Origin of the sequence: Micromonospora sp. NPDC050795 (assembly GCF_044456785.1) — a bacterium.
Lineage (GTDB): Bacteria > Actinomycetota > Actinomycetes > Mycobacteriales > Micromonosporaceae > Micromonospora.
Genome location: NZ_JBITGE010000036.1, coordinates 1 through 18,881 on the forward strand (window position 1 = coordinate 1; position 18,881 = coordinate 18,881).

An 18,881-nucleotide genomic window follows, 5' to 3' on the forward strand; every position below is an offset into this window, starting at 1 on the left:
CCCTCTTACTACGGTGTCCCTGCCCTGGCGAGGTGGTTGCGGTCCCCTCCGAACCCCCGCACCCCGCGCCCGGCTGGCACCCCGCCGCCACCCACCCCCCCCCCCCCCCCACGACTCGGTCTGAGCGCGTGCTCGACCGCCAGCACGGCCACGTCGTCCTCCGTGCCGCCCGGGACCGCCGCGGTGGCCACCGCGCAGAGCGCGCGGGGGTCGCCGCTGCCGGCCTTGGCAATGGCGTCGCTGAGGGTGGCCAGCCCGGCGCTCAGGCTCTGCCGGCGACGCTCCACCACCCCGTCGCTGAACAGCAGCAGGGTGTCACCGGGGCGGAACGGGACGGTCGTGGTGCCCGGCCGGCCGCCCAACCCCAGCGGCGGCCCGGCCGGGACGTCGACGTACTCGGCGTGGAACCGACCATCCGGGTCACCGCGGCGGATCAACGGTGCGGGGTGACCGGCGCTGGCCAGGGTCAGTTCCCGCCGCTCCGCGTCGATCACCCCGAACGCGACGGTGACGAACAGCTCGTGGGTGCCGGCCTCCGCGCCGAGGCTGGTCACCAGCCGATCCAGGCCGGCCAGGACCGTGTCGGGCGTCGGGTCGGCCAGGGCCAGAGCGCGCAGCGCGGCCCGGACCTGCCCCATCCGCGCGGCGGCCTGCACGTCGTGCCCGGCGACGTCGCCCAGCACCACGCCGAGCGAGCCGTTGGGCAGCAGGAACGCGTCGTAGAAGTCGCCGCCGGCGGCGTTGCCGTCCACGCCCGGGTCGTAGCGGGCCGCGATCCGCAACCGGGGAAGATCCGGGAGGTGCTCCGGCAACATGCTGCGCTGCAACAGTTGGGCAGTGCCGTGCTGGGTCTCGAAACGGCGGGCCCGCTCGGCGGCCTGGCCGATCAGCTCGGCGGACGCGGCCAGCAGCGCCCGCTCGGCGGGGGACCAGGTGTGCGGAACCTGGTAGCCGACCGCCAGCCCGCCGCGGACCACCGAGGTGCCCAGCGGCAGGGCCGCCATCGCGCGGATCTTCTGGTCGTGGCGGTCCACGGCGGTGTCCCGCAGCGGCTGTCCGTCGCGGGTGAACGACGGGGCGCCGGAGCGGGCCGCCTGCACCACCGGGGCCGACCAGTCTGCCGGCGCGCGCCGCCAGAGCGGGGGGAGCCGCTCGTCGGCCTCGTCCAACAACTCGCCACGGACCCGACGCACCATGCGCCAGCCGCCGCCACCCTCGTCGACGGCGAACGAGGCCTGGTCGGGGTCGAACGTGGTGATCGCGTACCGCAGCGCCACCCGGGCCACGTCGTCGAGGGTGAGGGTGCCGGCGAGCGCTGCGGCCACCTCGCTGAGGCTCTGCAACTGCTCGGTGACGTGGGTGGTCTCGGCCGCGACAGTCAACACGCCGACGATCTGCCCGGCGCTGTCGCGCACCGGTGAGTAGCCCCGGGTGAAGACCGCCTGCTCCACCGTCGCGGAGTGCCCACGGACCAGCGGGAGGGTGGACTCCTTCTCCAGGAAGGGTTCGCCCTGCCGGTAGCAGCGCTCGATCACCGCGCCGACGCCGGGCAGCGCCCAGATCTCCGCGAACACCTCGGAGGCCGGACGACCGAGGGCGCTCGGGTGTTTGGTGCCCAGCAGTTCGGCGTAGCCGGCGTTGTAGAGCAGGACGAGGTCGTCGCCGTACGCCAGGGCCATCGGCATCGGCGAGGCGAGGACCAGCTCCACCACCGTCTGGAGGGCGACGTCCCAGTCGTCGGCCGGGCCCAGCGGCGTGTTGGCCCAGTCGTGGGCGAGCACGCCGACGGCCGGGCGGGACCCGGTGGGTGCGCCCGGGCCCGGAGTTGCTGGCGTGGGGACCCGCCCGACCGTTCCTGGCATGTTCGCAGCCTAGTCGGCCGACCGGAAAAGGCATCCGACCACGGCGGCGGGCCGTCGCCGAGTCCGTCGCAGTGGCCGTTTGGGCAGTTCAGAGCCCCGGTCCGGAGGTCTGTCGGGAAAAACGCCGCGCGCTGCGCGGAGTGCGGGACCGGTTGCCGGGTATGCGCCCGGCGCAGTCCATGCGACAGGAGGGACATCATGCTGAAAACCCTCGCGGTCCGGCAGGCCGACATCGGCGATGCCATCGCCGACACCTGGAGGTCGGTGCTGCTCTTCATCCCGAAGGCAGTGGCCTTCATCGTCATCCTCGTGGTCGGCTGGCTCATCGCCAGAGCCGTCCTCAAGATCGTGGATACGGTGCTGGAACGGGTGCACTTCGACCAGGCGGTCGAACGTGGCGGCATCAAACGGGCCCTGGAGAGAACGAAGTACGACGCCAGCGACATCCTGGCCAGACTGGCGTACTACGCCGTACTGCTGTTCACGCTGCAGTTCGCCTTCGGAGTCTGGGGGCCCAACGCGATCAGTGACCTGATCAGCGGCGTGGTGTCCTGGCTGCCGCGCGCGTTCATCGCGATCGTCATCGTGGTGGTGGCGGCCGCGATCGCCAACGCCGTGCGGGATCTGGTCACCGGGGCGTTGGGAGGGCTCTCGTACGGCAAGGTGCTGGCCGACCTGACGGCGATCTTCATCATCGCGCTGGGTGTGATCGCCGCCCTGAACCAGGTGGGTATCGCCACCACGGTGACCACTCCGGTGCTGATCGCGGTGCTCGCCACGGTGGCCGGCATCCTGATCGTCGGCGTCGGTGGTGGTCTCGTGAAGCCGATGCAGAGACGCTGGGACGGCTGGCTGGACCGGGCGGCCCAGGAGGCTCGGGCGGTGCAGCAGCAACGTCAGGCCGCGTCGGCCGGGCGTAGCGACGTGGAGCGGCAGATGGCCGACCGCGGGGGTGACCGTACCCAGGCGATGCCTCGGGTGGACGAAGCCCAGCAGTACCGCTCGTAGCGGGCGGAACGGCACGACGGGTGGGAGGGTGTTCCGCGTACGACGCGGGGTGCCCTCCCCTCGCGTGTCAGTGCTGGTCGAGTGCGCGAGCCAGCGCGCAGACCGCGACCAGCCGGGTGAGCAGCCACTCCGGCTCGCTCCAGTCCACCGCCCCGCTGGGCGGCGTCCACCCGTGCTCCAGCGCGGCGGCGCGCACCCCCTCGGCGTAGCCGGCGAGCGCCGCGGAGGTCAGCGGCGTGCGGTCGCCGTCGAGGCTGTCGCGGACGGCCGCCGCATGCTGGTCGACGAGGGCCAGCAGCCCCGGGCGCGCGGCAGCGGCGGTGAGCCCGACAGTGCCCACGGAGACGGTGAGGGCGGCCAGGGTGGACCGCGCCGAGTCGACGGCGGTACGGGAGGCGACCCGGTTGAACGGCACACGCATGGTGACCGAGGCTAACCGACCAGTGACCGCGTCGACCTCGTCCGCTCGGCGGATGTCGGCTGCGCCACTGGGGCGCTCGCCGCTGACCTGGGGGATTGATCCGGTACAGACGGGGCAGCAGGAGAACACTCAGCTTTGACCGCACCCGGCACGGAGGCACGGATGGGACAGCAGGCGGACGGACCCGACGAGCGGCACCGGCGGCCGGACGGTGTCAGCGACGCGACCATCGCCGCGCTCGGCAAGCTCAGCGAGGCGCTGGAGTGTGTGGAGCGGGCCCGGGGGCATCTCTACTCGATGCACCAGTTGATCGGTCATGCCGACCTGATGCTCGACGACGCTGTGGAACAGTTCCAGGCCGCCGGGCATCCGCGCCTCGCCGACCGGATCGCCACCGAGCTGCGCGGCCGCAACGTCATCGCCGGACGGTGGACGTTTCAGATCGTCGAGGACTTCGACGACGGCTACCACGCGCTGTTCCGGGAGTTGGACCAGCAGGCCCGCGACGAGTTGGTGGGTGGGCGGCGCCATCTCTACGAGGCGGAGATGAAGGAACACCGCCGGAGCCGGGGCCGGCCGGGCCACGAGGCCCGGCCGGACGGCGGAGGCTAGTCGCTTGTCGCGTCGGCCGGACGACGCCGTGCCGCGTCGTCTGCGATGATCACGGTGGCCACCATCAGCGCGACGCAGAGGCTGAACAGCCACGACTCGTCGGCGACGAGCCAGGCGGACACGGGTGCCTGAAGCGCGGCCAGCAGAAAGCCGAGCCAGGCGAGCTTGCGCTGACGCGTGGAGAGGATTCCGGAGCCCTGATGCATCCCGAAATTCTTACGCGAACCGGCCGGCTTGCCGTCCTCCGATCGGCCGATTCTGGATGAGCTGTCCGTTTTCTCGACCGTACGGACACGACTTCTTTGCGTGGCGAGCGATCGGGTGCCGACGGCGCTAGGGTGCCCCTGCGGCAGGATGGTTTCTCGTGTCCACCACGCCCGCGCGTCCCCGCGCCGCACTGCTCCTGCTGTCCTACCTCGCGTTCGTCAGTCTCGGCCTGCCCGACGGCCTGCTCGGCGTCGCCTGGCCCTCGATCCGAGGCGACTTCGACGTGCCGACCGAGGCCGTCGGCTGGGTGCTCACCGCCGGCACCCTCGGCTACCTCACCTCCAGCGTGCTGGCCGGCTTCACGCTGGCCCGGGTCGGCGTGGGCGCCCTGCTCGCCGGTAGCACCCTGCTGGCCAGCCTGGCGTTGACCGGCTACTCGGTGAGCCCCGTGCTGGCGGTGCTGGTGGGCTGTGCGCTGCTGCTGGGGCTCGGCTCCGGCGCTGTCGACTCCGGGCTCAACGCGTACGCCGCCGGGGCCTTCGGGGCCCGCCACATGAACTGGTTGCACGCCTTCTTCGGCCTCGGCGTGGCCATCGGTCCCCTGATCATGACCGCGGTGCTGAGCGCCGGGCTCGCCTGGCGCTGGGGCTACGGCATCGTGGCCGCCGCCCAACTCGTCCTCGCCGTCGCGTTCGCGCTCACCGTGCGGGCCTGGCGTCGTGACGCCCCGGCCGTCGCCGAGGCGGATGCCTCGGCCGCAGGGCCCGCCGCCGCGGCTTCCGGGCCGGCGTCCATCGTCCAGGTCCCGGTGAGGGACACGCTGCGGCTGCCGGCGGTCTGGTCAGGGCTGCTCGCCTTCGCTCTGTACGTGGCCATCGAGGTGTCCGCCGGCCTGTGGGCGTTCCTGCTGCTGACCGAGGGGCGCGGGCTCAGCGCGGCGGTGGCCGGCGGCTGCGTCTCCGCGTACTGGGGAAGTCTCTTCGTGGGCCGGGTCGTGCAGGGTCTGGTGGCCGAGCGCCTGGGGGCGGGGTTGGTGTTGCGGGCCAGCCTGGCCGGAATGGCCGTCGGCGCGGCGCTGATCGCCGTTCCCGGACCGGCCGTCCTTGCGGTGCTCGGCCTGGTCGTTGTCGGTTTCGCGGCCGCGCCGGTGTTTCCGCTGCTCACCCTGACCACCGCCGACCGGGTTGGCGCGGCGCACGCGGACCGCGCCATCGGGATGCAGATCGGTGCCTCGGGCGTCGGCGCGGCGCTCGTCCCGGCCGGGCTGGGCGTGCTGATCGGCAACACCTCGGTACAGGTGCTGGGATCGGCCCTGCTGGTGCTCGCGTTGGCGCTGATCGCGCTCTACGAGTGGGGCGCGCGTCGACCGGCTGCGGGACGTCCCGTGCCGGTGGTGCCCGCCCAGCCCGGAAGCGATCCTCAGACGTCCGGCCCGGTACGGCCGGTGGTGGACGGGCGGTAGGCGCGCTGCGGGTCGGTGTCCTCCCGGCTGTTGCCCCGGACCGCACCGTCGCGGTCCGACGCGGCCGGCCCGTGCCCGAACGTGGCCTCCTCGCCGGCGTCGTTGCCCGTCACGTCGTCGGCCTGCCCGTCGAGGCTGGAGCCCGACACGGCGCGCTCCAATTCCTCCAACGGAAGCCGCTCCTCGTCCCGCCACACCCTGATGTTGTCGTCGGTCATACCTTCAGCCGTACCCGGGCACGATGATCGCAAACGGTGCCCGCCGAGCAGGCTCGGACACGGCGATGGCCGCCGGTGTCCCGACGGCCATCGCAGGTCACTGCTGCTGCCCGGGGTCACGGCTGCGGACGGTCCACCTGCCCGCGCCACGCGCCGGTCTCCTGACCACGGCGCTCGATGTAGGTCTTGAACCGCTCCAGGTCGCCCTTGGCCCGTCGGTCGACGATGCCGAGCTTGTCGCCGGCCTGCTCGACCACGCCGTGCGGCTCGAACTCGAGCTGCAGGGTGACCCTGGTCTTGTCCTGGTCCAGTCGGTGGAAGGTCACCACGCCGGCCTGCTGCGTGCCGTCGGTCGAGCGCCAGGCGACCCGCTCGTCGGGGAGCTGTTCGGTGATCTCCGCGTCGAACTCGCGCTTCACCCCGGCGATGTCCACGGTCCAGTGGGTCATCGTGTCGGAGAGCTGCCGGACCTCCTGCACGCCCTCCATGAACTGGGGGAACTCCTCGAACTGCGTCCACTGGTCGTACGCGGTGCGTACGGGTACGGACACGTCCACATGTTCGGTAACGCCACTCATCGGGGAACCTCCTTCAGTCGCTGGTGGATTGCCGGATCGGGGGCGATCCTGGTCACCAGCGAGTTGTCTCGTTCTTGTTGCCCAGCGCCGCCCACACCTCGGAGACCGTCTGGTAGACGGTGCCCTCGGGCAGCCGTTCCAGCGCCGCCACGATGTCGTCCGGCGCCTCGTTCTCGCGGGCGCTGGCAATGAGCACCAGACGGTCGCCCGGCAGCGCGCTCATCGAGATGAACCGGCCGAGCCGGCTGCGTTGCTCGACGTCCGTAGAGCTCATGCCCTGCGGGGTGCCGGTGCGCAGGTCGCCGGCCGGGGCGGTGGTCGTCTCCGGCTGGTCCTCGCCAGCCGGTTCCGGCACCCGCGACTCGTCGACTCGAGAGCCACCGGTCCCCGGCCCCTGTACGAGGCCGCTGACCTCCTGACTCATCTGTTCGTCGATCCTCGGTCCGTGCTTGCTGTTGCCACGCTCCATGCCTTCTGCGCTACCCGGCACCCGGGCCGATAAACCGGCACCGGCCCTCGGTCCGGCCGTGGGCCGGACATCCGGGCGGGAAACGGAGGCTCAGTCGTTGGCGGGCTTGCGGGGCGGCAGCACCGGCTCGTCCGGGTCCGGGTCGCCGGCCTGCAACTGCCGCCCGCGCTGCACCTCGGAGTTGATCTGCACGCCCAGCATCAGTGCCGAGTTGGACAGGTAGAGCCAGACCAGGAACGCGATGGCCGCTCCGAGGCTGCCGTAGGTGGTGTTGTACGAGCCGAAGTTGGCCACGTAGAGGCCGAAGCCGAAGGAGGCCGCCGCCCAGGAGATCAGGGCCACCGCGCCGCCCGGGGTGAGCCAGCGGAACCGGGGCTGGCGCACGTTCGGCGCGATCCAGAACAGCAGGGACAGCAGCGCCATCATGATCATGGCGAGGACCGGCCACTTCGCCACGCTCCACGTCGTGCGGGCCAGGCCGCCGGCGTTGACCAGGTCGCCGACCGCATCGGTGACCGGCCCACTGACGATCAGGGCGAGGGCGACCACCGCGAGCAGCACCAGCGTGATCGCCGCCAGGCCGATCTGTAGCGGCCGGAGCTTCCAGACCGGGCGGCCCTCGGTCACCCCGTAGACGGCATTGGAGGCGCGGGTGAACGCGCCGATGAAGCCGGACGCGGACCAGAGCGCGCCGAGCAGACCGAAGCTGAGCAGAAGCTTCGGGTTGCTCTGCTCCAGCACCACGGAACGGATCACCTTCAGCACGCCGCCCTCGTCGTCGCTGAGCACCGCCCCGGCACCGACCTGGTTGGCCAGGTCGACCACGGTGTCCAGGGTCCGCTCCCCGTCGGAGACCAGGCCGACCAGCGCCACCACCACGATGGCGGACGGGAAGAGCGCCAGGACCCCGTAGTAGGTCAGCGCGGCGGCCCAGTCGGAGCAGTTGTCGTTGACGAAGTTCTGCACGCTGCGTACCAGCACTCCGCGCCAGGTCCGCCAGCTCAGCTGCCGCATCCGTCGGGGCACCTGGGGGTGCGGTGTGCCGTCGAGCGTCGTACCCGGCTCCGTGGTCGTCATGCCCGCTCCCTGCGCCCCGGCCGCCGGATGACCGGTCGTCCGGTCTGGCCTGGCCCGCCGGTACCCGGATGGTGAAATCGACAAACCCGCCCGGTGTCCGACCGCCGCCGCTATGGTTTGCCGCCCGGTCACCGGGGAACGGTCACAGTGACCCTGTCGACACGGAGGAGGACGAGATGCCCGGGCGCGAAGACCTGCCCAGCACGCTGCGACGCTCCCCGGAGAAGGCGCAGCGCACCTGGGAGAAGACGCACGACTCGGCGGTCGAGACCTACGGCGAGGGGGAGCGGTCGCACCGCACCGCCTTCGCCGCGGTGAAGCATCAGTTCGAGAAGGTGGGCGACCACTGGGAGCCGAAGGGCCGCAAGGGCCCCAGCGACCAGCAGGCCGCCGGTGGCGGTCCGGAACGACGGGCACCCACCGCCGGTGGCGTCGACGCCAACGCCTCCAAGGACCACCTGATGTCGGTGGCCCGCAAACTCGACGTGCCCGGGCGGTCCAGCATGACCAAACCGGAGCTGGTCACGGCCATCGAGAAGGCCAACGACCGCGCCACCCGCAGGGCCCGCGGCGACTGAGCGCCGCCGCACCGGAGCACCACCGACGCGGTACGGGCGGACGCTCCACCCCTGCGTCCGCCCGTGCTGTTCTCACCAGTGCCCGCCTCCCGGCGCCTCGATGTGCACCGCCTTCGTCGCGGTGAACTCGTCCAGCAGCTCCGGGCCGTACCCGAAGCCCTGCCCGCTGGCCCGGCGCGGATGCGCGGCACCCCCCGGCGCACCCCCGAACACCGCGTTGACCTTGACCGTGCCCACCGGCAACTCCCGCCACGCCTGCTGCGCGTGACTCATCGACGGGGTCAACACCGTGGCGGCCAGCCCGTACGGCGAGTCCGCGGCGCAGCGCAGCGCCTCGTCGAACGAGTCGACCACCACCACCGGTGCGACCGGCCCGAAGGTCTCCTCCCGGACCAGCGGCATGTCGTGGCGACAGTCGGTGACGACGGTGGCCGGGTAGAACGCCCCCGGGCCGTCCGGCACCTCGCCGCCCACCCGCACCCGTGCGCCGTCCGCCAGCGCGGCGGCCACCTGACCGTGCACGTGGTCCCGGTGCCGTCGGTCGACCAGCGGCCCCAGCTCGGTGCCCGGGTCCCGGCCCGGCCCGACCCGCAGCGCTGCGGCGCGTCGGACCAGCGCTGCCACGAAATCGTCGGCCACCTCCCGGTGCACGTAGAGCCGCTCCACCGCCACGCAGATCTGCCCGGCGTTGGCGAACGCGCCGAGCGCGGCCTGCTCCGCCGCCCACTCCGGGTCGACGCCCGCGTCCACGATCAACGGGTCACTGCCGCCGTTCTCCAGGAGCACCTTCGCCCCGGTACGGGCCGCCGCAGCGGCGATCGCCCGCCCGGTCGCTGTGGAACCCACGTGGGCCACCACGTCGACGTCCTGCGCCGCCAGCGCCGCACCCACCTCCGGGCCGCCGGTGAGCAGCGACAACACCCCCGCCGGCAGTGCCGCGTCCAGTGCTCGGGCCACCAACCAACCCGTTGCCGGTGTGCGTTCGCTCGGCTTGTAGAGCACCACGTTCCCGGTCACCAGGGCCGCTCCGAGCAGTCCACAGGAGACCGCCACCGGGTCGTTCCAGGGGGTGATCGCCGCGACCACCCCGCGTGGCTGCGGGGTCAGGAAGTCCAGCGCTTCGGCTTCGCCGTTGAGCGTGCGCCCGCCGCGAAGGGGTGCCAGTTCCGCGTACTGTCGCAGGGTGCCGATCCCCGCCTCGACGCCGCCGCGGGCGTCGGCGAGGGGCTTGCCCATCTCGGCGGTGACCGCCGCCGCCAACTCATCGGTGACCGCCTTCACCGCGTCGGCGGCCCGGTGCAGCGCCGCCGCCCGTCCCGCCGGGGCGGTCGCCGCCCACTGGGCCGCCGCGTTGCGGGCCGCCTGGGTCGCCTTGCCCACCTCGTCGGCGGTGGCCACCGGCACCGTGCTCACCGGCGTGTCGTCCGCCGGATCACGCACCACCAGCTCGCCGCCGTCGCCGCCCGCACCCCACACCCCGCCCACCAGCTGCGCAACCGTGTACATGCGGCGCTGGATGCCCCGGCCTCGACGAGGCAAACGCGTTTCGCCCGGTTGCGCGCCGGGTAGGCGGATCCGATGACAACCACCACCGCGCCGAGCGCGGACGCCGTCATCATCGGGGCCGGGCACAACGGCCTGGTGGCGGCCAACCTGCTGGCCGACGCCGGCTGGGACGTGGTGGTGCTGGAGGCGACCGCGGTGCCCGGCGGCGCGGTCCGCTCGGCCGAGGTCACCGCGCCCGGCTACCTCAGCGACCTCTACAGCTCGTTCTACCCCCTCGGGTACGCCTCGCCGGTGCTGGGCGGCCTGGACCTGGGCCGACACGGGCTGTCCTGGCGTCACTCGCCGGACGTGCTGGCGCACCTGCTGCCCGACGGTCGAGCTGCGGTGATCAATCGGGATCCGGATGTCACCGCCGCGTCGCTGGAGCAGTTCGCCCCCGGGGACGGTAAGCGCTGGCTCAACGCGTACACCGACTGGCTCGACGTGGCCGAGCCGATGCTGGAGGCGATCACCTCGCCGTTCCCGCCGGTACGCGGCGGGCTGGGCCTCCTGCGTCGGCTGCGCGTCGCCGGCGCGCTGCGACTCGCGCGCCGGCTCGTCGTACCGGTCCGCAAACTTGGCAGCGAACTCTTCGACGGTCCCGGCGGGCCGGCCCTGCTGGCCGGCTGTGCCCTGCACACCGACCTGTCCCCGGAGGAGGCCGGCTCCGGGGTGTACGGCTGGCTGCTGGCCATGCTCGGCCAGCAGATTGGCTGGCCGGTGCCCGACGGCGGCGCGCAGCAGATCACCAACGCACTGGTGGATCGGCTACAGGCGCGCGGCGGGGCGATCCTCTACGGCGCTCCGGTCGACCGGGTGCTCACCGCCCGAGGCCGGGCGGTGGGGGTCCGCACCGTCGGCGGCGCGCTGTGGCGGGCCCGGCGGGCCGTGCTCGCCGATGTGCCGGCACCGGCGTTCTACCTCGACCTGGTCGGCGCCGCGGCGCTGCCGTCGCGGCTGGTGGAGGACCTGGCGCACTTCCGGTGGGACGGCTCCACGCTGAAGGTGGACTGGGCGCTCTCCGCGCCGATGCCGTGGACGAACCGGCAGTTGGCCGGCGCCGGCACCGTTCACCTCGGCGCGGACCTGAACGGGCTCACCCACTACGCCAGCGAGTTGGCCCGTGGCGAGCTGCCCCGCGACCCGTTCCTGCTGGTCGGGCAGATGTCGGTGGCGGACCCGAGCCGCTCCCCGCCCGGCACCGAGTCGCTGTGGTCGTACACCCACCTGCCGTTCCGGCGGAACTGGCGGGCCGAGGAGGTCGCCGGGCACGTGCAGCGGATGGAGGACGTGCTGGAGGCGGCGGCCCCGGGTTTCCGCAGCCTGATCGTGGGCCGACACGTGGCCGGGCCGGCCGATCTGGAGAAGGGCAATCCGAGCCTGGTCGGTGGAACGCTCGGCGGCGGGACCGCTGCCGCGTACCAGCAGCTCTTCCTGCGCCCGATCCCTGGCCTGGGCCGGGCGGACACCCCGGTGGACCGGCTCTTCCTGGCCAGCGCGTCGGCGCACCCCGGTGGCGGTGTACACGGCGCGCCCGGCGCGAACGCCGCCCGGGCGGCCCTGGCCCGCGACCGAGCGCTCACCGGCCGCGCGTACGCCGCAGCCATCGCCACCGCCCACCGCGCCATCTACCCCACCCCCTGAACCACCCACCCACCGCTGTCCCGCGGTGATCAAGAAGTTGGCGTCAGCTCTGCCGCCGTCGGTGACGCCAACCCCTTGATCAACAAGGCGGTCGGGGTCCGGGTGGGGCTGGGGCTTTAGCTGGTGATGTTGCGGTGTTTGCTGCGGAGGCGGAAGGGCATCAGGGCGCTCTCCACCTTGGTCGCGGTGGTCATCTTGGAGACGCCGTCGCGCCGCTCCTCGAAGCGGATCGGCACCTCCAGGATGGTGTGCCCCAGCTTGGTGGCGAGGTAGTGCATCTCCACCTGGAAGCTGTAGCCGTTGGACCGCACCCGCTCCAGGTCGATGTCGCGCAGGGCCTCGGCCCGCCAGATCTTGAACCCGGCGGTGAGGTCCCGGATGCGTACCCGCAGCAGGGTGTGCACGTAGAGATTGGCCCAGCCGCTGAGCGCCCTGCGGTAGAGCGGCCAGTTCTCGTCCAGCTCGCCGCCGGGCACGTAGCGGGAACCGATCACCACGCTGGCCTGGGTGGAGAGCAGGGCGCCGAGCATCCCTGGCAGCGCCTCGGGCGGGTGCGAGAGGTCGGCGTCCATCTGCGCCACGTACTCGGCGCCGCCCTCGATCGCCCGGGTCATCCCGTCCACGTACGCCCGGCCGAGGCCCTCCTTGCCGGCGCGGTGCACGACCTCGATCCGGTCGGGGTTCTCGATGGCCAACTTGTCGGCCACCTCCCCGGTGCCGTCGGGGGAGTTGTCGTCGGCGACGAGGATGCGCAGCCCTGGCAGCGGCAGCGCGAGCAGTCGCTCGACCAGCGTCGGAAGGTTGCCCGCCTCGTTGTAGGTGGGCACGACGACGGTCAGGCGTGCGTCCCGCCACGGCGACGGCAACTGCACCGGCTTGATCATGTCGGTCATCCTCGGTTTGCGGACAAGGGTCATGGAAAGGGTATCTAGTTCCCGCATTCGGTCGGAGGGAGGCACCCCTTCCGGGTGTTGCGGGCCCCCGCCGCCCACCGTGCGTGGGCGTCGAACCCCTGGTCAGAGGCTTGTGGTGGTCAGCGCCGACGGCGAGCGGCAACGCTGAGTGCGAGCGCCGCGACGGCGAGCGCGACACCGGAGAGCGCCGGTTTGTGCGTGCCGACCCAGAGCGCCGCGGAGCGGTCTCGCGCCTGTTCGCGGAAGACGCCCGCCGTGCCCCGGTCCGTGTCCGCATCGCCTGGGTGATCCAGATTGTCCCGCCAGGTCGCCGGATCGATCTTCTCACCGGTCTGCTGGCTGTCGTAGCCGTCGCGGGCCAGCTTCCGGTCCAGCAGGCCGGGGAACAGGGCGTCGGCCACCCGCGCCTGCCAGGTCGGGCCACCCACGTTCAGCTCCCTGGTGCCGCGGTCGGCGGCCCAGACGATGGCTCGGGCGGCCAGCTCCGGAGTGAAGATCGGCGGCACCGGCTGCGGATGCCGGGGCAGCCGGGTGCGGACCCAGGAGAACTGCGGCGTGTTGACCGCGGGTAGCTGCACCATCGACACCTTCACCCCGGGGCAGTCGTGCAGCAGCTCGGCGCGCAGCGAGTCGTTGAACCCCTGGACGGCGTGCTTGCTGGCGCAGTACGCCGCCTGCAGCGGGATCCCCCGGTAGGCCAACGCCGATCCGACCTGGACGATCGTGCCCCGCCCATGCGCCCGCATGTGCCGCAGCGCGGCGAGGGTGCCGTGGACGGTGCCCAGGTAGGTGACCTCGGTGACCCGACGGAACTCGCGCGCCGGAATCTCCCAGGCCGGCGCGAACACCGACGCCATCGCGTTGTTGACCCACACGTCGATGCCGCCCCAGTGGTGCACCACGTCGTCGGCGGCCTGCTGCACCGCGCCCGCGTCGGCCACGTCGACCCGGTACACGCGCACGTCTGTCGCGCCGCGCAGTCGGCACTCCCGCTCGGCGGCCACCAGACCCGCCTCGCCCCGAGCCAGCAGCGCCAGCCGGGCGCCGCGTGCCGCGTACGCGTGGGCCACGGCCCGGCCGACGCCGGCGCTCGCGCCGGTCACCACCACGGTCCGTGTCACTGTCACCCCTTCTGTCGGGTGGCGATGTCGGAGAGTCGGGCCAGGGTCTCCCGGTTACGTCTGTGCAGGACGAGATCGTTGATCTTGTTGTGGACCCAGCGGAGCGGTCCGGCCGCGAAATCCTCCCCGAGACGCACCCGGGTGGCGCCGTCGCCGACCGGTTCCAGGGTGAAGGCCACTATCGCCTCGCCCGCCGGCCAGAGACCGGCCTTGAGCACGAGCCGGTGCGGCGGTTCGCAGACCAGCACCGTCGACGCGTCCTGCAACGAGACCGGCCATGGCCCGGCCCGGTGATGCAGTTGGCTGCCCACCCGGGGCCAGGCGTCGTCCACGTCCCGCATGTGTGCGGTGCCCACCACCCAGTCGCTGTACGTCCACCCGTCGGCGAGCACGTCGAACACCTGCTGCGGGGGAGCGTCGATCACTTTCTCCACAATCGCCACTGGGCTTTCATACCCACGCCACGTACGGGCTAACGACCGGCGGGGTTAGCTTCTCGGGGGCGGCGGGTAAGGCCTTCCCGGGGCATCGCCGGCGGCGCTGGCCCACCCCCTCGACGGCGACGTTTACTCCTCGGGGCGCAGGGAACCCGCCGGCTGTGCGACAGGACCAGGAGAATCCGTATCAGCGCAGGTCAGCACAGGTGTACCCCGCCGCTGACCGCGCCGGTTCCGGATCTGTCGCAAGCCCCCGAGCGGTGCTCTACGACGCGGTGCTGCTGGACCGCGACGGCACCCTGATCGAGGACGTGCCGTACAACGGCGACCCGGAGAAGGTACGGCCGGTGCCGGGCGCGCGGGCGGCGCTGGACCGGCTGCGGGCGTCCGGGCTGCGGTTGGCGGTCGTCACGAACCAGTCGGGCCTGGCCCGGGGCTACTTCACCGCCGAGCAGATGCGGGCGGTGCACGCCCGCGTCGAGGAGCTGCTGGGCCGGTTCGACGCGTGGCTGGTCTGCCCACATGACGACGCCGACGGCTGTGACTGCCGCAAGCCGGCGCCGGGCCTGGTGTACGCCGCCGCCCGCGAGCTGGGCACGACGCCGTCCCGCTGCGTACTCGTGGGCGACATCGGCCGCGACATCGGTGCCGCCATGGCCGCCGGGGCCGCGGGGGTGCTCGTGCCGACCCCGGTGACCCGGCCCGAGGAGGTCGCCGCCGCCGGGTGGGTGGCCAACGACCTGCCTGCTGCGGTGGCGGAGATCCTGCGCCGCCAACAGGCCGTGCAGCCCGCGACTCCGCCCACCGAACCGGTACGGACGGCGCTGGTGGTCCGTTCGGACTCGGCCGGTGACGTGCTGGTCACCGGCCCGGCGATCCGCGCCGTCGCGGCCGGAGCGCACCGGGTGGTGCTGCTGTGCGGTCCGCGCGGTCGGGCCGCCGCCAACCTTCTGCCCGGCGTCGACGAGATCATCGAACATCCGCTGCCGTGGATCGACCCCACGCCGGGGCACGTCGACCCGGAGGCCATGCGGAGCCTGACCGCGCGGTTGGGCGCGGTCGGCGCGGACCAGGCCGTGGTGTTCACCTCGTTCCACCAGTCCGCCCTGCCGCTGGCGCTGCTGTTGCGGATGGCGGGGATCAACCGGATCGCGGCGATCAGCGACGACTATCCGGGCTCGCTGCTGGACATCCGGCACCGGGTGCCGGTGGGCGTCCCCGAACCCGAACGTGCCCTGTCCCTGGCCGCCGCCGCCGGTCATCGGCTGCCCGACGGCGACGAGCCGGTCCTGCGGCTGCGCCGGGACGCCGTTCCACCACGCCCGGCCGACCTGGGCGATCCGGGGTACGTGGTGCTGCACCCCGGCTCGGACGCGTCGAGCCGGGCCTGCCCGCCCGACGTGGCCACCCGGATCGCCGGGGCGCTGGCCGACGCCGGGCACCGGGTGCTGGTCACCGGCGGCCCGGACGAGCGGGCGGTCACCGCCCAGGTCGCCGCGGCCGGCGGGACCGACCTGGGCGGCCGCACCGACCTGGCCGGGTTGGCCGCGATCGTCGCGGACGCCAGCGCGGTCGTGGTCGGAAACACCGGGCCCGCGCACCTGGCGGCAGCCGCCGGTGTGCCGGTGGTGAGTCTCTTCGCGCCGACCGTCCCGTTCGGTCAGTGGGGGCCCTACCGGGTGCCCACCGTCCGGCTCGGCGACGCCGCCGCGCCCTGCCGGGATACCCGGGCGGCCAGTTGCCCGGTCCCCGGGCACCCCTGCCTCAGCGGCGTCGACCCGGGCGATGTGGTCGACGCGCTCCGGACCCTCACCGCCAGCGGTGGTGGCGGCCGATGAACATCCTGCTCTGGCACGTGCACGGCTCCTGGACAACGTCGTTCGTGCACGGCAGCCACCGCTACCTGATTCCCACCACACCCGACCGCGGCCCGTACGGCCTCGGCCGGGCCCGCACCTACCCGTGGCCGGACAGCGCGGTCGAGGTCAGCCCGGAGGAGCTGCCGAGCGCGGACGTCGACCTGGTCATCCTGCAACGCCCCGAGGAGGTCGACCGGGCCGAGCAGTGGCTCCGTCGCCGCCCCGGCCGAGACCTTCCGGCGATCTACGTCGAGCACAACACCCCCAAGGGCGACGTGCCGAACACCCGTCACCCGATGGCCGACCGCGACGACCTGCTCATCGCCCACGTCACCGGGTTCAACCAGATCTTCTGGGACACCGGCGACACCCGCACCACAGTGGTCGACCACGGCATCGTCGCCCCCTCCGCGTCCTACACGGGGGAGCTGGACCGGCTCGCCGTGGTGATCAACGAGCCGGTGCGGCGAGGCCGGGTCACCGGCACCGACCTGCTGCCCCAGTTCGCCGAGATCGCGCCGCTGGACGTGTTCGGCATGGGCGTCGCCGGCCTGGCCGACCACCTCGGGCTGCCCGCGGACCGGCTGACCAGCCACGACGACGTGCCCCAGGAGCGGATGCACACCGAACTGGCCCGGCGGCGGGCGTACCTGCACCTGTGCCGGTGGACCTCCCTCGGGCTCAGCCTCATCGAGGCGATGTCGATCGGCATGCCGGTCGTCGCGCTCGCCACCACCGAGGCGGTGATGGCGGTGCCCCCGGAGGCGGGGGCGCTCGCCACCCGGACCGACACCCTGCTCGACGCCGCCCGCCGGTTCATCGCCGAACCGGACACCGCGCGGCAGGCCGGAGCGGCGGCGAGAACCGCCGCGCGCGACAGATACGGCCTCGACCGTTTCCTCGCTGACTGGGACCGGCTGCTGGAGGAGGAAGTATGCGGATCGCGATGATCTCGGAGCACGCCAGCCCGCTCGCCGTCCTCGGAGGGGAGGATGCCGGCGGCCAGAACACGCACGTCGCGGAGCTGTCCGCCGCGCTCGCCGCCGCCGGGCACGAGGTGCGGGTCTACACCCGCCGCGACGCGCCCGACCTGCCGGTGACCGTCCGCAGCCCGGACGGGTACGACGTGGTGCACGTGCCGGCCGGCCCGGCCGAGCCGGTGGCCAAGGACGCGCTGCTGCCGCACATGCGGGAGTTCAGCCGCTGGCTGATCGAGCGGTGGCGCGGCGGCGACTGGGTGCCCGAGGTGATCCACGCGCACTTCTGGATGAGTGGCCTGGCGGCGCTGACCGCCGGCCGGCAGACCGGGGTGCCGGTGGTGCAGACGTACCACGCGTTGGGCACCGTGAAGCGCCGCTACCAGGGAGTGCAGGACACCAGCCCGGCCCGCCGGATCTCCTACGAGCGGGAGCTGGGCCGATCGGTGGACCGGATCGTCGCGCAGTGCCGCGACGAGGTGGGTGAGCTGGTCCGGATGGGTGTGCCCCGGTCCCGGATGACGGTGGTGCCCTCCGGGGTCAACCTCGCCACCTTCGCCCCACTCGGGCCGGCCGCCGACCGGGAACCGGGACGGGCCCGCATCCTCACCGTGGGTCGGCTGGTCGAGCGCAAGGGCTTCCAGACCGTGGTCCGCGCGATGGAGCTGGTGCCGGACGCCGAGTGCGTGGTTGTCGGCGGCCCACCCGAGGGGCTGTTGGAGACCGACCCGTACGCCCGCCGGCTGCGGGCGCTCGCGGAGTCGTGCGGGGTGGCCGACCGGGTGCACCTGGTCGGCGCGGTGCCCCGTGAGGAGATGGGCCGCTGGTACCGCTCGGCGGACCTGCTGGTCGCTGCGCCCTGGTACGAGCCGTTCGGGTTGACCCCGCTGGAGGCGATGGCCTGTGGGGTGCCGGTCGTCGGCACGGCCGTGGGCGGCATCCGGGACACCGTGGTCGACGGGACGACCGGTGACCTCGTGCCGGCTCGGGACCCGCACGCGCTGGCCAGCGCGATCCAGGCGTTGCTCGACGACCGGATCAGGCGCTTCGCGTACGCGACGGCGGCGCGTGAGCGGGCCCGGGAACGGTACTCGTGGGCGGCCACGGCCGAGCGGCTGGTCGAGGTCTACAGCGAGGTGGCCGCCGTGCGCCGGCCGACCCGGGTGGTGGCCTGATGCCGACGGGCAGCCTGCTCGACACGCACCTGACGAACCTCGCCGCGGCACTGGTGCCGTACCGACGGTGTGAGCGACAGCTCGCTCGCTGGGGCGCGGACCTGGCCCACCGGCTGGTCGCCGGGGGTCGCCTGCTGGTGGCCGGCAACGGCGGCAGTGCCGCCGAAGCCCAGCACCTCACCGCCGAGCTGGTCGGCAAGCTGCACGACGACCGTCAGCCGCTGTCCGCGATCGCGCTGCACGCCGAGACGAGCGCGCTCACCGCCATCGCCAACGACTACGGCTACACCGAGGTGTACGCCCGCCAGGTGCGCGCCCACGGCCGGCGGGGCGACATCCTGCTGTTGTTGAGCACCAGCGGAACCAGCCCCAACCTGGTCGCCGCCGCGCGGGCGGCCCGCGAGGTCGGGGTGACCACCTGGGCGCTCACCGGCGTCGCCCCCAATCCGCTCGCCGAGGCCTGCGACGACGTGCTGGCCGTCGCGTCCCCGGACACCCAGGTCGTCCAGGAGCTGCACCTGGTGACCAGTCATCTGCTCTGCGAGTACCTCGAGCAGGAGTTGCCCGCCGCGCTGGCGGCAGCCGCCGATCCGGCGGTCGTCCACCCCGTGCCCGGGGAGCCCGGACCGGCCGGTCGGCTGGATGCCGCGCCGGTACGCACCGGGGTCGAGGTGGTGCTCGACGGCGGGCCCGGACGGCAGGTCGACGCGTGAGCCG

General features: G+C 73.1%; 20 protein-coding genes. 9 read left to right on the forward strand and 11 right to left on the reverse strand.

What is annotated here, in order from left to right:
• Positions 1-8 precede the first annotated feature (8 nt).
• Positions 9-1,862 (reverse strand): SpoIIE family protein phosphatase, encoded by a 1,854-nt coding sequence (locus ACIBEF_RS26420; protein WP_396795835.1) that lies wholly within the window; start codon positions 1,860-1,862, stop codon positions 9-11.
• A 198-nt stretch (positions 1,863-2,060) separates the two neighbouring features.
• Between ACIBEF_RS26420 and ACIBEF_RS26425 the strand changes: the two genes are divergently transcribed.
• Positions 2,061-2,870: a hypothetical protein gene (locus tag ACIBEF_RS26425; RefSeq protein WP_396795837.1), complete on the forward strand. Its 810-nt coding sequence runs from the start codon at positions 2,061-2,063 to the stop codon at positions 2,868-2,870.
• Positions 2,871-2,937: 67 nt separating this feature from the next.
• Here ACIBEF_RS26425 and ACIBEF_RS26430 read toward each other — a convergent pair whose 3' ends face one another.
• A complete protein-coding gene (locus tag ACIBEF_RS26430; RefSeq protein ID WP_396795838.1) occupies positions 2,938-3,291 on the reverse strand; it encodes a DUF6401 family natural product biosynthesis protein in 354 nt (117 codons plus the stop codon).
• 162 nt (positions 3,292-3,453) lie between these two features.
• Between ACIBEF_RS26430 and ACIBEF_RS26435 the strand changes: the two genes are divergently transcribed.
• A complete protein-coding gene (locus ACIBEF_RS26435; RefSeq protein ID WP_396795840.1) occupies positions 3,454-3,903 on the forward strand; it encodes a hypothetical protein in 450 nt (149 codons plus the stop codon).
• On the opposite strand, the gene ACIBEF_RS26440 is transcribed toward ACIBEF_RS26435, so the two are convergent.
• Positions 3,900-4,109, reverse strand: coding sequence for a hypothetical protein (locus ACIBEF_RS26440; protein WP_210787345.1), 210 nt, complete (start codon positions 4,107-4,109; stop codon positions 3,900-3,902). The two genes, ACIBEF_RS26435 and ACIBEF_RS26440, sit on opposite strands and share 4 nt — an antisense overlap.
• Positions 4,110-4,267: 158 nt before the next feature.
• On the opposite strand from ACIBEF_RS26440, the gene ACIBEF_RS26445 reads away from it, so the two are divergent.
• Positions 4,268-5,572 carry an MFS transporter gene (locus tag ACIBEF_RS26445; RefSeq protein WP_396795842.1) on the forward strand — a complete coding sequence of 435 codons (1,305 nt, stop codon included), beginning with the start codon at positions 4,268-4,270 and terminating at the stop codon, positions 5,570-5,572.
• Here ACIBEF_RS26445 and ACIBEF_RS26450 read toward each other — a convergent pair.
• The 4 genes from ACIBEF_RS26450 to ACIBEF_RS26465 all read right to left on the reverse strand — a co-directional run bounded on the left by ACIBEF_RS26450 (position 5,530) and on the right by ACIBEF_RS26465 (position 7,914).
• The gene (locus ACIBEF_RS26450; protein ID WP_196927399.1) at positions 5,530-5,790 is read right to left on the reverse strand and encodes a hypothetical protein; all 261 of its coding nucleotides are present in this window, start codon (positions 5,788-5,790) and stop codon (positions 5,530-5,532) included. The two genes, ACIBEF_RS26445 and ACIBEF_RS26450, sit on opposite strands and share 43 nt — an antisense overlap.
• 116 nt (positions 5,791-5,906) lie before the next feature.
• A complete protein-coding gene (locus ACIBEF_RS26455; RefSeq protein ID WP_091401658.1) occupies positions 5,907-6,368 on the reverse strand; it encodes an SRPBCC family protein in 462 nt (153 codons plus the stop codon).
• Between the two features lie 52 nt (positions 6,369-6,420).
• The gene (locus tag ACIBEF_RS26460) at positions 6,421-6,837 is read right to left on the reverse strand and encodes a DUF2795 domain-containing protein (protein WP_088947320.1); all 417 of its coding nucleotides are present in this window, start codon (positions 6,835-6,837) and stop codon (positions 6,421-6,423) included.
• Positions 6,838-6,927: 90 nt separating this feature from the next.
• A complete protein-coding gene (locus ACIBEF_RS26465) occupies positions 6,928-7,914 on the reverse strand; it encodes a YihY/virulence factor BrkB family protein (protein ID WP_396795843.1) in 987 nt (328 codons plus the stop codon).
• 176 nt (positions 7,915-8,090) lie between these two features.
• On the opposite strand from ACIBEF_RS26465, the gene ACIBEF_RS26470 reads away from it, so the two are divergent.
• A complete protein-coding gene (locus ACIBEF_RS26470; protein WP_396795844.1) occupies positions 8,091-8,492 on the forward strand; it encodes a ChaB family protein in 402 nt (133 codons plus the stop codon).
• A 72-nt stretch (positions 8,493-8,564) separates the two neighbouring features.
• Here the strand turns inward: ACIBEF_RS26470 and ACIBEF_RS26475 are convergent, their stop codons facing one another.
• On the reverse strand, positions 8,565-9,998 hold the full coding sequence (locus tag ACIBEF_RS26475; protein WP_396795845.1) for an aldehyde dehydrogenase family protein: 1,434 nt from the start codon (positions 9,996-9,998) through the stop codon (positions 8,565-8,567).
• Positions 9,999-10,070: 72 nt separating this feature from the next.
• Here ACIBEF_RS26475 and ACIBEF_RS26480 point away from each other — a divergent pair, with 72 nt between their 5' ends.
• Positions 10,071-11,681: a phytoene desaturase family protein gene (locus ACIBEF_RS26480; protein WP_396795846.1), complete on the forward strand. Its 1,611-nt coding sequence runs from the start codon at positions 10,071-10,073 to the stop codon at positions 11,679-11,681.
• 116 nt (positions 11,682-11,797) lie between these two features.
• Here the strand turns inward: ACIBEF_RS26480 and ACIBEF_RS26485 are convergent, their stop codons facing one another.
• From ACIBEF_RS26485 to ACIBEF_RS26495, 3 genes are all read right to left on the reverse strand, one after another.
• Positions 11,798-12,565 carry a polyprenol monophosphomannose synthase gene (locus tag ACIBEF_RS26485; protein WP_396795847.1) on the reverse strand — a complete coding sequence of 256 codons (768 nt, stop codon included), beginning with the start codon at positions 12,563-12,565 and terminating at the stop codon, positions 11,798-11,800.
• A gap of 149 nt (positions 12,566-12,714) precedes the next feature.
• Entirely contained in the window at positions 12,715-13,716 is a 1,002-nt protein-coding gene (locus ACIBEF_RS26490) for an SDR family oxidoreductase (RefSeq protein WP_396795848.1), read from the reverse strand.
• 2 nt (positions 13,717-13,718) lie between these two features.
• Entirely contained in the window at positions 13,719-14,159 is a 441-nt protein-coding gene (locus tag ACIBEF_RS26495) for an SRPBCC family protein (protein WP_355007227.1), read from the reverse strand.
• A 155-nt stretch (positions 14,160-14,314) separates the two neighbouring features.
• Between ACIBEF_RS26495 and ACIBEF_RS26500 the strand changes: the two genes are divergently transcribed.
• From ACIBEF_RS26500 to ACIBEF_RS26515, 4 genes are read left to right on the forward strand one after another with little or no spacing between them, the layout of a single operon-like run.
• Entirely contained in the window at positions 14,315-15,991 is a 1,677-nt protein-coding gene (locus tag ACIBEF_RS26500) for an HAD-IIIA family hydrolase (RefSeq protein WP_396795849.1), read from the forward strand.
• Positions 15,988-16,962, forward strand: coding sequence for a glycosyltransferase (locus tag ACIBEF_RS26505; protein ID WP_396795851.1), 975 nt, complete (start codon positions 15,988-15,990; stop codon positions 16,960-16,962). The genes ACIBEF_RS26500 and ACIBEF_RS26505 overlap by 4 nt, the downstream gene beginning before the upstream one ends.
• Positions 16,947-18,164: a glycosyltransferase gene (locus ACIBEF_RS26510; RefSeq protein WP_396795852.1), complete on the forward strand. Its 1,218-nt coding sequence runs from the start codon at positions 16,947-16,949 to the stop codon at positions 18,162-18,164. The genes ACIBEF_RS26505 and ACIBEF_RS26510 overlap by 16 nt, the downstream gene beginning before the upstream one ends.
• A complete protein-coding gene (locus ACIBEF_RS26515; protein ID WP_396795853.1) occupies positions 18,164-18,877 on the forward strand; it encodes an SIS domain-containing protein in 714 nt (237 codons plus the stop codon). Before ACIBEF_RS26510 ends, ACIBEF_RS26515 begins: the two co-directional genes overlap by 1 nt.
• Positions 18,878-18,881: the final 4 nt, after the last annotated feature.